This window comes from Pseudomonas sp. 273 (assembly GCF_029201425.1).
GTDB lineage: Bacteria > Pseudomonadota > Gammaproteobacteria > Pseudomonadales > Pseudomonadaceae > Pseudomonas > Pseudomonas delhiensis.
Genome location: NZ_CP116775.1, coordinates 1836764 through 1852169 on the forward strand (window position 1 = coordinate 1836764; position 15406 = coordinate 1852169).

Sequence of the window (15406 nt, forward strand, 5' to 3'; positions counted from 1 at the left end):
TCAGGCCCTCCGGGCGGCAAGGCCGCGCAAGTGGTCGAGCAGGCGCTGGCCTTCGTGGTCGAGGAACCAGCGGGTGTGACCGAACAGGTAGTTGTCGTAGGCCAGCGAAGCGCTGGGAGCCGAGCCGAGCACTCCATGGAAGTAGATCACCTCGGACAGAGCGAAGTCGGCATGCACCAGCGGCAACAGCTCGACCAGCGCGAGCAGGTCGTCGCGGCTCAGCGGGCGCACGCTGGCGTAGCCATTGAGCAGCGCATCGAGGGCGCCGAGGTCGGCCACCGTGGCGCGGCCCTGGTCCAGCTCCAGCCAGGGCACCAGGTTGCGCTCGACGGCGGTGGCCAGGTCGAACAGCGCGAAGGTACGGTCGCTCAGGCCGAAGTCCAGCACCGAGACGACCCGGGCGTCGGCGCCGGCGTCGCTCCACAGCAGGTTGGAGGCGTGCCAGTCGTTGTGGGTCCACAGCGGCGCCTGGCGTTGCAGGTACGGCAGCAGCCTACGTTGCAGCGGCAAGTGCAGCTCGCCGATGGTCTCGCGCCAGTGGCGTGGCTCCAGGTATTCGGCCAATGCCGGCTGTGCGCGACAGGCGGCCTCGATGGCCCGCAACGGCTCGGCCGCGCCAAACAGCCGGAAGTTGCTCACCAGTACCTCGGCGCCGCGGTTCGGCGCCGCGTAGCCCTCAGCGGCCCGGTGCAGGTGCGCCAGGGCCTGGCCGGCGGCACGGGCGTGGTCGAGGTGCTGGAAGGGCGTCCATGACAGCGCGTCGCGGTATAGGTCCAGGCCCTGGGCCTGACAGTGCACTTCGTAGGTCCAGTCGCCCGCGGCGATGGCGCTGCGGCCCTCGCTGTCGCGCAGGACCCGGGCCACTGGCGCGCCACGTGCGGCCAGGTGGTCGATGAAGGCGTGTTCCTCGGCCAGCCAGGGCGCGGTACGCACCTGGCGGTGGTGGCGCTTGACGAACAGTGGGCCGCCAGTGGTTTCCACCAGGGCGGCGGCGGAGAACGGTCGTGGGCTGTGCCAGCTCAATCCGCACAGGTCACCCGCCTGGGGGAATCCAGCGAGCAAGCGCGAGACTTCCTCGGCGTTCAGCGCCGGCCAGTCGGCCGCCACCGGGTCCAGGCCCATGCCGTGGGCCTGGGGCGTGGACTGCTGGCTCATGCGCGGGCCTCCGACAGCCAGGTGTTGCGGGTGGCGCCACGCCATACCTCGGGATCGTGCAGCACACCGTATTCATGCAACCACCGTGCATAGGGTTGCAGCAGCGCCTCGCGTTGCTCGCCCCACTGGCCCTGGTGCAACCAACTGGGGGCGATGCGCCGCAGCGACTCGGCGAGCATTTCGCGGGGGAAATAGGGAATGGTGCGCTCGTAGACGGGCAGCGCAGCCGCAGGCTCTTCGGCGACGGCGAGGAAACCGCGCGCACTGACCGCGAGAAAAGTTCGAGCGACTTCTGAATGGTCCTCCAGCCAGTCCTCGCGCGCGCCCAGCAGGTAGCTGTGGTAGGGCGGGGCGCCTATCTCGTCAACCGGCAGCACCACTCGCCGTTCGCTGGCGATGCTGCTCGGCAGCAACGCTTCCCAGGCCCAGTAGCCCCCGAAGCTGGCGTCGGCGACGCCGGCAGCCAGGTCCTCCGGGCGTAGCTCGCGGAAGCCGCTGTCCACCAGTTCCACGGCGTCCGGATCGCCGCCGTCGACGGCCACCAGGTGGCGGACCATGGCCAGCCCGCGCGGCGTCGGGTTCAGCGCCAGGCGCTTGCCCTGCAGGTCGCGGGGGCGGCGGATGCCACTATCCGTGAGAGCCTGGATCGACTCCAGGCCGCGGTGGTTGATCGCCGCCACACCGAGCAGCGCCTGGCCCAGTTCGCGGCGCACCAGCAGGCGGTTGCTGGGGAACACGCCGAAGTCCACGTCACCACGGGCCAGGTGTTCCAGGGTATCGCCACGGTAGGGGTCGTGCACCACCAGTTCCACCTCCAGGCCGGCCTCGGCGTACCAGCCGCGCTCCCGCGCCAGGTAGAAGCCGGCCGAGTTCGGCCAGGGGTGGAAGTATTCGAGCATGACCCTCAGTGCAGACATCCGTCTCTCTCCGCTACAGCCGCCGCGCGGCACCTTCGATGGGGCGTATTCAAGGGGAAGGGGCTTGGTATATACCAATACGTTTTGCGCCTGTGATTATTCTTATTAGAAATAAAAAATCAAAATTGAATTACGAAAAGTCTGGGAGGTAATCCTGCCCACCTGCCTGCGAACCGTTTGGTCAGGCCGCGGTGGGGCAAACCTGGACCCGCAGTCTGGGCAGCGAAGCGCCGTGATCGTTGCTGCAGCCGCCCGGGCAGCCACCAACCGCTCTGGCGCGGCCCTCCCCGAGGTTATGTGCTAATGCGATTTGGATATTTATGGTTATAAACAAGCAGGGGTAAAGTAACCGTCTCTTCTAAGCTGAGCCATCGGAGCAGGCAAGCATGAGCCAGACGCCGTGGAGCCCGACGCCGATCCTGACCTTGCCGCAGGGCGACAAGCAGCCGCTCTCGATCCGCGCCAAGGCCCTGGTCTTCGCCGATCCGCGCTCGCGCCAGCTGCTGGAGTTCCTCGATCGTGTCGGCCCCGGCGAGGTGCCGGTGCTGATCAACGGCGAGACCGGAACCGGCAAGGAACTGGTGGCGCGCTACCTGCATACCGCCAGCGGGCGCAAGGGCGCCTTCGTCGCGGTGAATTGCGGGGCGATCAACGAGAACCTGGCCGAGAGCGAGCTGTTCGGTCATGAGGCCGGGGCCTTCTCCGGCGCAACCGGGCGCCGCGCCGGCTGGTTCGAGGAGGCCGATGGCGGCACCCTGTTCCTCGACGAGATCGGTGACCTGCCGATGCCGCTGCAGGTCAAGCTGCTGCGCGCACTGCAGGAGCAGGAGGTCGTCCGCGTCGGTTCGCGCAAGCCGATCAAGGTGGACATCCGCCTGGTCACCGCGACCAACGTCGACCTGGAGCAGGCGGTGGACGCCGGCAATTTCCGCCTCGACCTGTTCTACCGCATCAATGTCGCCCAGGTGCAGGTGCTACCGCTGCGCGATCGGCCCCTGGACATCATGCCCCTGGTGGAGCATTTCCGCCGGCTTTACGCGCAGCGCCTGAAAATCGCCGAGCCGATGTTTTCCGAGGCCGCGGTCAGCGCACTGCTGGACTACGCCTGGCCGGGCAACATCCGCGAACTGGAGAACGTGGTGCACCTGGCGCTGCTGGTGGCTGGCGACAAGGTGGTGCGTCCCGAACACCTGAAGTTCTCCGCTGGCCTGGGTAGCTTGCGCAACGCGTCCAATCATTCGGCGGGGCTGCCCCAGGACATCATCCGCGAGCAACTGCAGCGCCTGTTCGAGGTGCCCGGCGAGTCGCTGCTGCATGACCTGGAGGACCTGATCGTCCGCGAGTCCTTCGCCCACTGCGGCTTCAACCAGTTGCGAACCGCGGCGCTGCTGGGTATCAGCCGCAACGCCATGCGTACGCTGCTGGTCAACCACGGCCTGCTCAAGGGCCGCGCCAAGGCCTGATCAATCGCTCCGGCGCTTGCGCCTACCGACGCTGGCCTGGCGGCGTAGCAGCGGTAGCAGCTCATCGCCCAGGTGGATGGCTTCTTCCAGGTGTGGGTAGCCGGAGAGAATGAAGGTGTCCACGCCCAGTTGGTGGTATTCCTCGATGCGTTCGGCGACCTCGGCGTAGCTGCCCACCAGGGCGGTGCCCGCGCCGCCGCGCACCAGGCCGACCCCGGCCCACAGGTTGGGCGAGACCTCCAAGTCACGGACGTTATGCGCGCGGCCCTGGTAAAGGCTGATCTGCCGCGACTGGCCGACCGATTCATAGGCAGCCAACTGGCGCTGGGCGCGCTCGATGGCATCGCGTGGGATCTCCTGGAGCAGGCGTCCGACGTGGTTCCAGGCCTGGCGCGCATCCGCCGCGGCGAACACGTGCAGGCGCAGGCCGAAGCGCAGTTCGCGACCATGGCTGGCCGCCAGCTCGCGCATGCGCTGAATGCGCTCGCGGATCATTGCCGGCGGCTCGCCCCACATCAGGTAGCTTTGGGCATGGCTGGCGGCCACCTGCTCGGCCACGGCGGAGGCGCCGCCAAAGCAGATCGGCGGCAGCCGCGCCTCCGTGGCGATGGAGAGGGGAGCGCCGGTGCGGTAGTGGCGGCCATGGTACGGCTTGCCGGCCCAGGTGGCGCGGAACACGTCGAGGAACTCGGCGCTGCGCGCGTAGCGCTCATCATGCTCGAGGAAGTCGCCCAGGGCGCGCTGTTCGAAGCGGCTGGAGCCACTTACCAGGTGCAGCAGCAGGCGGTTGTCGCTGAGCTGCTGCAAGGTCGCGGCCTTGTGCGCGGTGTAGGCAGGCAGTTCGACGCCGGGGCGCAGGGTGAGCAGGAACTTCAGCCGGCGCACTTCCTGGACCATCAGCGCGACTATCAGCCAGGGGTCCTCGAAACCGCTGGCGGTGGGCACCATGATGGCGTCGAAGCCCGACTGCTCGGCGGCGCGTACCACCTGGCGCAGGTAATCCAGGGTCGGGGCGCGCTCGCCCTGCTGGAACAGGCCGACCTTGGGCAAGCCGCTGCTGGTGAGGTGGTGGCCGTCGCCATTGGTGGGCAGGAACCAGTCGATTTCCATGGGGTGTTCAACACTCAACGTGGCTTTCCTCCTGCGCCGGTGCGCGCAGCAGTGGCAGTACCCGCTCGCCGAAGCGCAGCACTTCGCGCACCGCGTCAGCGGCGTGCAGGATGACCTGGTCAAGGCCCTGACCGTGCAACTCGCGCAGGCGCCCGGCGACCTGGGTGTGACTCCCTACCAGCACGGCGGGTTCGCCGGTGCGCGGCAGCCAGAGGTTGGGGTGGATTTCCTGGCGCCGTGCCGGATGGCTGCCACGTTCGGCGACCAGCTCCACTACCGTGCGGCTTCCACGCCGGGGCGCCTTGCCGGCAACGTAGGCCAGGGCCTGGCGCGCAGCCTCGTCCCAGGCTTCATCCTCACTGTCGCGGGCAATGACGCCAAAGCGGCAGGCGAAACGCAGCTCGCGGCCAGCAGCCGTTGTCGCCTTGCGCAGGTGCTGGACCTGGCTGCCCAGCTCGGCAGGGGTGGCGCCTTGCAGCAGGCAGACATCGGCGCGCGCGGCGATACGTTCGCTACCGAGTGAATCGTCCAGCAGCAGGGGTGGGGCGGGCAGGTCACGCAGGCCCAGGCCGGCGTTCTCCAGTTGGAAGTAGCGGCCGTTGTGGTTCAACGGGGTGGCCGGGGCGTGCAGCAGGCGTTGCAGGATATCGAGGAACTCGTCGATGCGCTCGTTGCGCTGGTCTCGGTTGAGCACTTCGCCGAAGGCACGTTTGAGGCTGCCGCGGTCGCTGTCCGGCAAGTGCAGGCGCACGCGCCCGGCGGACAGTGACTGCAGGCTCTGCAGGGTGGCTGCCAGGGCCGCCGGAAGCATCGCTTCGGCGGGCAAGGTGAGGGTCAGGCCCAGGCGCCGGGTGTGCGCGCAGAGCGCCGCGGCTACCGTCAGGCTATCGGCCTGGCCCGGGCCGCCGGGCAGGTAGAGATCGTCCAGGCCGGCGTACTCCACCGCCTGGGCCAATTGCACCCATTGCGCCGGTTGCGCGGCCCACTCCAGGCCGCGGCGGGCGACACCCTGGTCCAGGCACCAGCTGAATTGCAGGCTCATCGCACCCTCTCCGCGCTGTCGATGCTGCGCATCATCCCACCGCTGCCCGGGGCTGGGTAGGGGCCGCCGGGCGCCAGCCCAGCGCCGGGGCGACATCGCGTGCCAGCTGCTCGAGGCGGCGCAGTACCTGGGCCTGGGTCGAGCTTTCGGATTGCACCACGGCGATGAAGTAGTCGGCATAGGGCAGCAGCGCCGGGTCCTGGCGCACGCTGGCGATCACTTCCTCCGGATGCCCATGGTGGACGTTGAGCAGTTTCAGGTGACGCTCGAGGTCGGCGGCTTCGTCGATGAGCCCCTCGCGGATCAGCCGCGGCACGTGCAGCTCTATGTCCGGCGCGAGTTCGGCCCGGGCCTGGGCCTTGTCTGCGGCGGGGAAGACTGCGCGCACTACGCCGATCCGCGGCCGTCGCCCGGTGCCTGGCCAGGCCTGCAGGTAGGCCTCGGCCAGCGGCTTCTGCACAATCAGCGGATCGTGGGTGGCGGTGCCCAGCAGCAGACCGTTGCCCTGGCTGGCGGCGTAGGCGGCGCCCTCGGGGCTGCCATGGGAGTGCCAGAGGCGCTCGCCCAGGCCCGCCGCCGGCGGATGCAGGCGCAACCGCGCCTCGCCCGGCAGCGGAGCACCGGACAGCGCTGCCTGCAGCACGCTCTGGGCGCTCTGGAAGTCCTGTTGGCGGCGCTGGGCGTCACGGCCGAAGGCATTGAACATCTCCAGGTTGGCGCCGCCGCTGCCTATGCCCAATTGCAGGCGCCCGCCGCTGAGGGCATCGAGCACCGCGGCGTCCTCGGCCAGCCGCAACGCATCCTCCAGCGGCAGCACCACCACGGCGGTGCCCAGCTCTATGCGCCGGGTGCGCGCGGCAATGCTGGCGAACAGCAGCAGTGGCGAAGGCAGCTGGCCGAAGCCGCCGCTCAGGTGGTGCTGGGCGATCCAGCCGCCGTCGAAGCCCAGGGCCTCGGCGAACTCGAACTGTTCCTGCAGGTCGCGGTAGACCTGGCGCGGGTCGTCGCCGAAGGCGTGGGTGAGGAAGCCGAGCTTGAAGGGTTTCTGGCTCATGCCGGGGTCTCCTGGGCGGTGGCCTGGCGCTGGGCGGGTTGCCAGCCCAGCGCCGGGGCGATGTCGCGGGCGATGGTTTCGAGGTGGCGCAGGGCTTCGGCGAAACCGGTGGAGGTGGTCTGCACCTGGACGATCAACTGGTCGTCGGCGCCCAGTTCCGGCTCCTGGCGCAGCTGCTCGACGATCCGCGCCGGGTCGCCGTGGAGCACGCCGAGGCCATCGAGCACGGCTTCGAAGCCGTGCTCCGGGTCGGCGTGGCCGATGCCGATGCGCCGCTGGCGCTCGACGTAGGCGAGGATGTCGCGGTGCAGCGTCGAGCCGGCGAGGGCGGCGTCGCTGCCGGGGAACACCGCGCGCACCAGGGCCACGCGGGGCTTGCCCGGCGTGTCGGGATTCCAGGCCTGGCGGTAGCGTTCGATCACCTGCGCGCGGGATTGCGCGCCGGCCTGCGGGTTGGGCGCCAACACCAGGCCGTTGCCGCGCGCGGCCACCTGCTCGACCCGCGAGGTGGCTTCCCACAGGCGTCGTTCCAGACCCCGGGCGGCGGGGCGCAGCACCCGGCCCTCGGCGTTCAGCGGCTCACCGGCCAGGGCCTGGCGCAGACGCTCCAGGCGCTCGTCGTAGTGGGCGTGGCGGTCGTCCAGGGTCTGCCCGAAGGCGGCGAAGGTGTCGGGGTCGAAGCCGGCGCCCAGGCCCAGCTGCAGGCGGCCGTCGGCGAGCAGGTCGAGGACGGCGGCGTCCTCGGCCAGGCGCAGGGCCCGCTCCTGGTTGAGCACCACCACCCCGGTGCCCAGCTGGATGCGCCGGGTGCGCTCGGCGGCGGCGGCCAGCAGCAGCAACGGCGAGGGCAGGCGCCCGGATTCGCTGGCGAAGTGGTGCTGGGCCAGCCAGGCGCTTTCGAAGCCCAGTGCCTCGGCGGCCTCGAACAGTTCCAGGGTCTGCTGGTACAGGCGCGGCTCGAAGCTCGGCGCGTAGACGCGGTTGAGCAAGCCCAGGCGGAAAGTCCGTCGGCTCATGGTCGTATCTCCTGGCTGGCCAGCGCCGGCAACGCCGCCAGGGCGCCGGCCAGGGCCGGGCTCGCGGACGGCGCGCCGGGCAGGGCGCTGAACGGACTGAGGGTGAGGTAGCCCTTGGCGACCCACACCGCTTCGTCCTCGGCATTCTCCGGGCCGGGCGCCGGCGAGTAGGCGAAGCCGATGCCGGGCTTGCCGGCGAGCTTGGCGTCGAGCTTGCCGAGGTCTTCGGTGTAGAGGGTGTGGAAGGGCACGTAGCTGCCGACGCGGGTCAGCCTGGCGCCCTGCAGCCGGGCCAGCGGTGGCAGATTGAAGTTGAGCCCGACGCCCTTGGGCAGCAGCGCGCCGTCGGCCTGGCGGTGCTTGTCCAGGGCGTCGACGAAGCGCGTGACGAGCGCCGCCACGCGGGCGCTGTCCTGCTCCTTGAGGTCGGTGCTGACCGCCAGCGCCGGCACCCCGGCGAGCAGCGCGGCGCCGGCGGCGTTGAAGGTGCCCGAGGCGCTGTTGATGGCGCCCAGGTTGTTGCCGGGGTTGGGCCCGACTATCACCAGGTCCGGGTGCGGCAGGACCTTCTCCAGGCCCAGCAGCACGGCCATCACCGGGGTGCCGCTGATGCGGATGTCCACCTTCTGCCCGGCGCAGGCCGGGCTCTCGCAGCTGCCGCTTTCGGTGGTGGTGAGGTAGTAGCTGTCCGGGTAGGCGGGGTCGTCGTCATGGCCAACGCGGGTCTCACGGCCGAAGAAGAAGGCGCCGCCGCGGGCGCTCTGGTCGCTGTAGGGGGCGGCGATGCGCACGTTGTGGCCGGCAGCCTTCAGCGCCGTGTACAGCGCGCGGATGTTCGGATGGCGATAGCCGTCGTCGTTGCTCAGCAGGATGTTCAGGGCGAAGGCGGGTTGCGCCAGGGCACAGCTGACGGCCAGCAGCAAGGGCGCGAGTTTCATGCTGCACTCCCGGCGAAGCGGTTGGCCGGACGGGACAGGCCAAGGTTCTCGCGCAGGGTCGCGCCCTCGTATTCGCGGCGCAGCAGGCCGCGCTCCTGCAGCAGCGGCACCACCTGTTCGACGAATACCTCGATGCCGCCGGGCAGGTAGGGGAAGAACACGTTGAAGCCGTCGCAGGCACGGGCCTGGAACCAGGCGTCGAAGGTGTCGGCGATGTCCTCGGGCGTTCCTATCACCGGGTTGCCGCCCGCCAGGCGCAGGTAGAGCTGGCGGATGCTCAGGCCTTCCCTGCGGGCCAGTTCCAGTACCTTGTCGCGACGGCTGCCACGTTGGCCCTCCGGCGTGTCGGGCAACGGGCCGTCGAGGTCGTGGGCGGAGAGATCGATATCCTCGCCCAGGGTGTCGGCCAGCAGGCGCAGGCCCAGCACCGGATCGACCAGGCTCTGGAACTCGTCGAACAGCGCCTGGGCTTCCTCGCGGGTGCGACCGATGAAGGGCGTGATGCCCGGCAGGATCTTGATGCCGTCGGGATCCCGCCCCAGCGCAGTGGCGCGTTGCTTGACGTCGCTGTAGAAGGCCTGGGCAGCGGGAATGGTTTCGGCCATGGCGAAGATCACCTCGGCCACCCGCGCCGCCAGGGCCTTGCCGGCCTCCGAGGCGCCGGCCTGGACCAGCACCGGATGGCCCTGCAGTGGACGCGCCACATTGAGGGGACCACGCACCGAAAAATACTCGCCCTTGTGATCGAGTACATGCAGCTTGGCCGGGTCGAAGTACTGGCCGCTGGCTTTGTCGCGAATGAAGGCATCGTCCTCCCAGCTGTCCCACAGACCTTTCACCACGTCGTGGAATTCCTCGGCGCGGCGATAGCGCTCGGCGTGGTCGATGTGGGCCTCCCGGCCGAAGTTCCAGGCTTCGTCGGAGACCACCGACGTCACCAGGTTCCAGGCGGCGCGCCCCTTGGACAGGTAGTCCAGCGAGGCGAACTTGCGGGCGATGTGGTAGGGCTCGTTGTAGCTGGTGGTGGCGGTGGCTATCAGCCCGATGCGGCTGGTCACCGCGGCCAGAGCGGACATCAGCGTCAGGGGCTCGAAGTGCTCGCCGCGGGCCGTGCGGCTGAGGGCGTCCAGGTGGTGGCCCCAGAGGGCGACCACGTCGGCCACGAAGAGCGCGTCGAAGCGTCCGCGCTCGGCGGTCTGGGCAACGTGCTTGAAGTGTTCGAAGTCCAGGCTGGCGTCGGCCTGGGCCTGGGGGTGACGCCAGGCGGCGACGTGGTGGCCGCTGTTGGCGAGGAAGGCGCCCAGCTTGAGCTGGTCGGTGCGGCGGGTCATGGCGGTTCTCCCGTTGCGGGCCGCCGCGCCCCTGTGGCCAGGGGCGCGGGGCGGGTCAGAAGTCGTAGGTCAGGCCGGTGTACCAGTAGCCCCCGGTGCTGCCGTAGGGCGAGAACAGGCCATAGGGGAAGGCCCCGGAGCTGCTCGGCAGGTGGGTACGCTCGGGGTAGACGTTGAACAGGTTGTTGGCACCTGCCGTGAGCTTGAGGTTGCGGGTGAGGTGGTAGTCGACGTTGAGGTCGGTGATCCATTTGGGATCGAAGGTGCGGTCGAATTCCTCGGCGGTGCCGTACTCGGTGTATTCGCCGTAGCGTGTCAGCGCCAGGTTCACGTCGAAGTCGCCGATGTTCCAGTCGGCGCCCAGCACCAGCTTGGATTCGGGCGTGCCGTGCTTGAGGTTGCCCTGGCGCTGGCGGTCATAACCGCCATCCGGACCCAGGGTGGACCTGGCCAGGGCAGAGGCGTGGATCTTGTCGATTTCGGTCTGGTTCCAGTTGAAGCCGAGGCTGTAGCGGACGCGGCCGAAATTGCCGTAGTCCTGGCGGAAATCGCCGACCACATCGATGCCGTGGGTGGTGGTATCCAGGGCGTTGGTGAAGTAGGTGACGAACTGGTTGGGATTGAGACCGGCGCCACTGAGGATCGCGCGGATCTGGTCGGTGCCGCCCAGGTAGCCGGTCTGGGCGATGCGATCGCGGATCTTGATCTGGTAAGCGTCGAGGGTGACGCTGCTGGCCTCGGTTGGCTGCAGGGTCAGGCCGAGGCTGTAGTTGGTGGACTTCTCCGGCTTCAGGTTGGAGGCGCCCAGGGCCTTGGCCACCGCGGAGTCCACGGCGACGTTGCGGTAGTCGATCAGGTTGCCGTTGACGCTGCTCTGCGAGGTGGAACTGTAGATCTGCTGGGCCAGCGAGGGCGCGCGGAAGCCGGTGCTGATGGTGCCGCGCAGGGCCAGGATGGGCGTCAGCTGGTAGCGCGTGGAGAACTTGCCATTGGTGGTCACGCCGGAGCCGTCGTTGAAGTGCTCGTAGCGGCCGGCCAGGTCCACATGCCATTGGTCGCTGAGGTCCTGGCCGATCTCGCCATAGCCGGCATAGCTGGTGCGCCCCTTTCTGTCGGCGTCCTCGGGCCGGGTGCCGGCGCCGGAGATGGTACCCGGCGGAATGGGCGCGCCGTTGGCGCCGAGCGGAAAATCGCCGGTGCCGTAGGAGGCCAGTTCGCCCTTGCCGATCTTGTAGTTCTCATACCGCTGCTCAAGGCCCCAGGATATCTGCGTGGGCTTGGCCAGGCCGAGGTCGAAGGAGCGGCTCAGGTCGAGGTTGTTGGTCCATTGGCTGAAGGTCTTGACCCCGGTATCCACCGAGGTCGGCGAGTCCGGCCCGTAGCTGAGGTTGTAGGTGTGCCGCAGGGTCGCTTCGGCGTGGTCCTGGCCATAGGTGGTGGACAGGTCGTAGTCCCAGCCGCCGACCTCGCCCTTGCCGCCGAAAGCGAACTGGAAGTCTTCCTCGACGAACCTCAGGGTGTCCTCGACGCCTTCGGGGAAGGGCGTCTGGATGCCGTTGAAGCTGGCCGGCTGATGGAATGCCAGGGGCTTTTCGGAGTTGCGCCGGGTGAGGGTGGAGAACGAGTACAGGGTCAGGGCGTCGTTGACCGGCAGCTCGCCGTTGTAGCCCAGGCTGAAGTTGCGCGCCTTGGGCAGGCCGGTGCCGTAATACAGGTGCTGCAGGCTGCTGTCGCCGGCCGAGTCGGTGTACAGGGCGTTGTCCGAGCGGTCGGAGATGCGCTGTTTCTTGGCGTCCAGGGCGAAGTTGAGGAAACCCTGATTGGGTAGTTCGATGCCGAAGTCGCCGGTCTGGCGCACGGTTTCGCCGTCGCCGTTCTCGTAGTTCTGCCCATAGGTGGTGGACAGGCTGCCACCGTGGTCGGTCTGCTTGAGGACGATGTTGATCACCCCGCCGATGGCATCGGAGCCGTACTGCGCGGAGGCCCCGTCGCGGAGGATCTCGACATGGTCCACCAGGGCGATGGGGATCATGTCCAGGTCCACCGGTTGCGAACCGGAGTTGAGGTAGGTGCCGTTGTTCAGCAGCGCGCTGTTGTGCCGGCGCTTGCCGTTGACCAGCACCAGGATCTGGTCGCCATTGAGGCCGCGCAGGCTGATCGGACGTACCACCGAGGTGGAGCCGAAGCCAGACGAGGCGGGCAGGTTCAGCGACGGCAGGACGTGGCTCAGGGCGCGGGTCAGGTCGCCCTGGCCGGTGGCCTGTAACTGGCTGCCGGCGATCACGTCGACCGGCGCCGGGCTTTCCGCCAGGGTGCGCGCCTGGCCGCGGTTGCCGACCACCACGACGGTGTTCAGGCGGTTGTCGCTGCTGGCGCCGCTGTCCGCCTCGGCGCCCAGGGCCGGCAGGGCCTGGGCGATGGCGAGGAACAACAGGCTGTGGGTGAACAGCTTGCGGGTGGGCAAGGCGCGGTGGGCGCGGATTGCGTGGTTCATGGGTACGCTCCAATGGTGGCTCCCGGCGGCGCCCGTCTGGGTGGCCGTTGCGGGTTATCGTGTCGACGGCGTCGAGGCCGTGTTGGCGAACGGCTTGTTGCTGGGAGGGACTGGTCGCGTTCAGTCGGAAGGCAGGCTCAAGCTCATGGCGGCTGCCCAGGCAAGCGCTGTGCCAGAAGAAAAATCCCTTGTATTTCAGCGGGTTGTGATTTTCCGTCGGCGCATCCTGCTGGCTTTGCAGCAGTGCCGTTCCAGGCTGCTGGATTCCCCGCAGCGGATGCCGCCGCAGCGCTACGCAGGAGGGCGTTGCTGGATTTGCAACAGGCCCGGCCGCCCGTATACCGGGACCTGCTGGCATGAGCCTTGCTCCAATGCGACCTGCTTCGAATTCCTTTTCCCTGCCTGGAGTGACGCATGCCCAGACCCGGCCCGCGCAACCTGATTACCGATATCCCCGGCCTGCTGGTCGGCCATGCCACCGATGAACAGGCGCACAGCGGTGTCACTGTGCTGCGCCCGGACGGATTCTGGAGCGCCAGTGTCGATATCCGCGGCGGTGGCCCCGGCGGCCGTGAGTCCGCCGCGCTGGAGCCGGAGAACATGGTCGGCCAGTTGCACGCCCTGGTCTTCTCCGGTGGCTCCGTATTCGGCCTGGGAGCCGCCGACGGTGTCAGCGCGCAGCTTTCGGCGCAGGACGTGGGCCTGCACCTGAAGCCTGGCGCGCCGGCCATCCCCATAGTGCCGGCTGCGGTGCTGCACGACCTGGCCAACGGCGGCGACAAGGCCTGGGGCCTGGAGCCGCCCTATCGGCAACTGGGCATGCGGGCCTTGGCGGCGGCGGGAGCGGATTTCGAGTTGGGTGCGGTGGGTGCCGGCCGTGGCGCCATGGCCGGGGTGCTCACCGGCGGCCTCGGTTCGGCCTCGCTGGACCTGGGCGACGGCCTGCTGGTGGGCGCGCTGGTGGTGGCCAACCCCATCGGTTCGGTGTACATGCCCGACGGCGAGACCTTCTGGGCATGGCCCTGGGAGCAGGGCACCGAGTTCGGCGGGCACCGCCCGGCGGGGAAGATGGATTGCAGCGAGCCGATGCCCGAGTTGTCGCGGCTGGACTCCATGGGTCGCCTGCAGGCCGGCGCCAACACCACCCTGGCGGTGGTGGCCTGCAACGCCCGGCTGAGCACGGCTGAGTGCAAGCGCCTGGCGATCATGGCCCAGGATGGCATCGCCCGCGCGGTGCGTCCGGCACACCTGCCGTTCGATGGCGACAGCCTGTTCGCCCTGGCCTCCGGCGAACGCGAACTGGTGGATGGGCAACGCCGCCAGGTGGAGCTGTCGCGCATCGGCTCGGCGGCCGCCGATTGTGTGGCGCGGGCCATCGCCCGCGGCGTGTACCTGGCCCGCATGCAGCGGGGGTGAGGCTCAACTCCCGGTCAGGGCCTTCTCCGGCCGCCGCCCTGCGCGTGCGGCTTCCCGGGGCAGGCCCAGGGCCCGGTAGACACGCTGTAGATGGCAGTTGGTGGGGACGTCCTGCGGGTCGTAGCGGCGGCGCAGCTCCAGGGCCTGCTGCGCGGCCACCCAGTCACCGGCCTTGAGCTGGGCGTCCAGCTCGATGAGGGCGAAGAGATCGCGCTGGGCGTGGCTGCCGCCGATTTCGGTGAGACGGGGCAGGGCCTGGCCCAGGCGCTTCACAGCCTGCGCGTGATCGCCGCGGGCATGGGCCAGCAGGCCTTCTGCTGCAGGCAGGGTGACTTCGGCCCACACTGCGCGGCTGAACGCCGGCGCACGTTCGGCTTGCTCGCGCAGGGCGCCCAGCAATTCTTCGGCCTCGGCCTGCCCGGCGCGTGCCAGGCCGTAGAGATACTGCAGGCTGAGGAAGGGCTGCACCGCGTCGCTGCGGCGTTCGCGCAAGTAAGGCAGCAGCGCCTGCCAGCGCTCACCGACGTCGATGCCGGCGAACTCCAGGCGCGCCAGCAACGATACCGCGCCGATCTGGTCCTGGGAGTATTCGGGAAAGATGCCCCACACATGCTGGTCGTAGATCTCCAGCACCCGCTGATCTCGGCCGCGCGCGAGGTGGAACAGCGCGAGATGCCACCAGTTGTGGGTGTACATGAAGGAATTCAGGCCCTGCCAGCCGGCGCTGGCCGCCTCCAGGAAATGCGTGCCTTCCTCGATGCGTCCCCGGGTCAGCAGCACGTGGGCCAGGGCGTGTTGCGCCCAGGGTTCTTCCGGTAGCAGCTGCAGGGCGTAGCGTGCCGAGGCCTCGGCCTCGTCCAGCAGGTGGCACTGCTCGTAGGCGAAGGCCAGCATGCCGTAGGCCTGGGGCACTTCCTCGGTGCCTGCCACCGCCTTGAGGGCGATGCGCAGCATGGCTGGGGCGTTGCCGCGGTTGAACTCGAAATACTGGTTGAGCTTGGCCGCCAGCAGGTCCCTGGGGTTCTCGTCGAGCAACCGCTCGCTCAGGCGCAGCGCGGCCTGCAGGTCGTCATCGCTCCAGGCGCGCAGTAGGCTGGTGTACAGCCGCGCACGGGGCGTACCGGGGCCGGCTTCTTCTGCTCGTCGCAGGTAGCGCGCCGCCAGTCGGGGGGCTTGCGGCGACTCGGCAAACATCATCAGGAGCCCGGCGAAGGCATTGGCCAGCACCGAGCCGGGGTCGGATTCGGCGCCGGCGAGGATGTTTTCCGCACGCACCTGGTAGGCGAGCACGCCGCCGACGAAGTCGTCGATGGCCTGCACGGTCGCCGGAATCTGGCTGTCGATGGGATTGCCGAGATAGTCCTGTGTCATTGCCCTGGGGCTCCACTGTGAAAGTTCGCCGGAGATTCGCAATCCTTGTGCCAGGCTTCCAGGCGCGTGATTGGCGGCCCCTGCCAGCCGGCGTTGCTG

At 69.0% G+C, this 15406-nt stretch carries 12 protein-coding genes; 2 read left to right on the forward strand and 10 right to left on the reverse strand.

What is annotated here, in order from left to right; genetic code table 11:
* On the reverse strand, positions 1–1155 hold the full coding sequence (locus PKO50_RS08855) for a phosphotransferase (protein WP_275629385.1): 1155 nt from the start codon (positions 1153–1155) through the stop codon (positions 1–3).
* Complete coding sequence (locus PKO50_RS08860; protein WP_275629386.1) at positions 1152–2072, reverse strand: ABC transporter substrate-binding protein; 921 nt, start codon at positions 2070–2072, stop codon at positions 1152–1154. The genes PKO50_RS08855 and PKO50_RS08860 overlap by 4 nt, the downstream gene beginning before the upstream one ends.
* A 386-nt stretch (positions 2073–2458) precedes the next feature.
* Between PKO50_RS08860 and PKO50_RS08865 the strand changes: the two genes are divergently transcribed.
* The gene (locus PKO50_RS08865; protein ID WP_275629387.1) at positions 2459–3535 is read left to right on the forward strand and encodes a sigma-54 dependent transcriptional regulator; all 1077 of its coding nucleotides are present in this window, start codon (positions 2459–2461) and stop codon (positions 3533–3535) included.
* Here the strand turns inward: PKO50_RS08865 and PKO50_RS08870 are convergent, their stop codons facing one another.
* The 7 genes from PKO50_RS08870 to PKO50_RS08900 are packed head-to-tail and all read right to left on the reverse strand — an operon-like array spanning position 3536 to position 12520.
* Complete coding sequence (locus PKO50_RS08870) at positions 3536–4663, reverse strand: LLM class flavin-dependent oxidoreductase (RefSeq protein WP_275629388.1); 1128 nt, start codon at positions 4661–4663, stop codon at positions 3536–3538.
* Positions 4653–5687: an LLM class flavin-dependent oxidoreductase gene (locus tag PKO50_RS08875; protein WP_064583458.1), complete on the reverse strand. Its 1035-nt coding sequence runs from the start codon at positions 5685–5687 to the stop codon at positions 4653–4655. Before PKO50_RS08875 ends, PKO50_RS08870 begins: the two co-directional genes overlap by 11 nt.
* Positions 5688–5718: 31 nt before the next feature.
* Positions 5719–6741 (reverse strand): LLM class flavin-dependent oxidoreductase, encoded by a 1023-nt coding sequence (locus tag PKO50_RS08880; RefSeq protein WP_275629389.1) that lies wholly within the window; start codon positions 6739–6741, stop codon positions 5719–5721.
* Complete coding sequence (locus tag PKO50_RS08885) at positions 6738–7757, reverse strand: LLM class flavin-dependent oxidoreductase (RefSeq protein WP_275629390.1); 1020 nt, start codon at positions 7755–7757, stop codon at positions 6738–6740. Before PKO50_RS08885 ends, PKO50_RS08880 begins: the two co-directional genes overlap by 4 nt.
* Entirely contained in the window at positions 7754–8695 is a 942-nt protein-coding gene (locus PKO50_RS08890; RefSeq protein WP_275629391.1) for a 5'/3'-nucleotidase SurE, read from the reverse strand. Before PKO50_RS08890 ends, PKO50_RS08885 begins: the two co-directional genes overlap by 4 nt.
* Complete coding sequence (locus PKO50_RS08895; protein WP_275629392.1) at positions 8692–10026, reverse strand: LLM class flavin-dependent oxidoreductase; 1335 nt, start codon at positions 10024–10026, stop codon at positions 8692–8694. The genes PKO50_RS08890 and PKO50_RS08895 overlap by 4 nt, the downstream gene beginning before the upstream one ends.
* Positions 10027–10081: 55 nt before the next feature.
* Positions 10082–12520, reverse strand: coding sequence for a TonB-dependent receptor (locus tag PKO50_RS08900; protein WP_275629393.1), 2439 nt, complete (start codon positions 12518–12520; stop codon positions 10082–10084).
* Between the two features lie 414 nt (positions 12521–12934).
* Here PKO50_RS08900 and PKO50_RS08905 point away from each other — a divergent pair, with 414 nt between their 5' ends.
* Positions 12935–13936: a P1 family peptidase gene (locus PKO50_RS08905; protein ID WP_275629394.1), complete on the forward strand. Its 1002-nt coding sequence runs from the start codon at positions 12935–12937 to the stop codon at positions 13934–13936.
* 3 nt (positions 13937–13939) lie between these two features.
* Here PKO50_RS08905 and PKO50_RS08910 read toward each other — a convergent pair whose 3' ends face one another.
* Positions 13940–15307: a tetratricopeptide repeat protein gene (locus PKO50_RS08910; protein WP_275629395.1), complete on the reverse strand. Its 1368-nt coding sequence runs from the start codon at positions 15305–15307 to the stop codon at positions 13940–13942.
* Positions 15308–15406 lie beyond the last annotated feature (99 nt).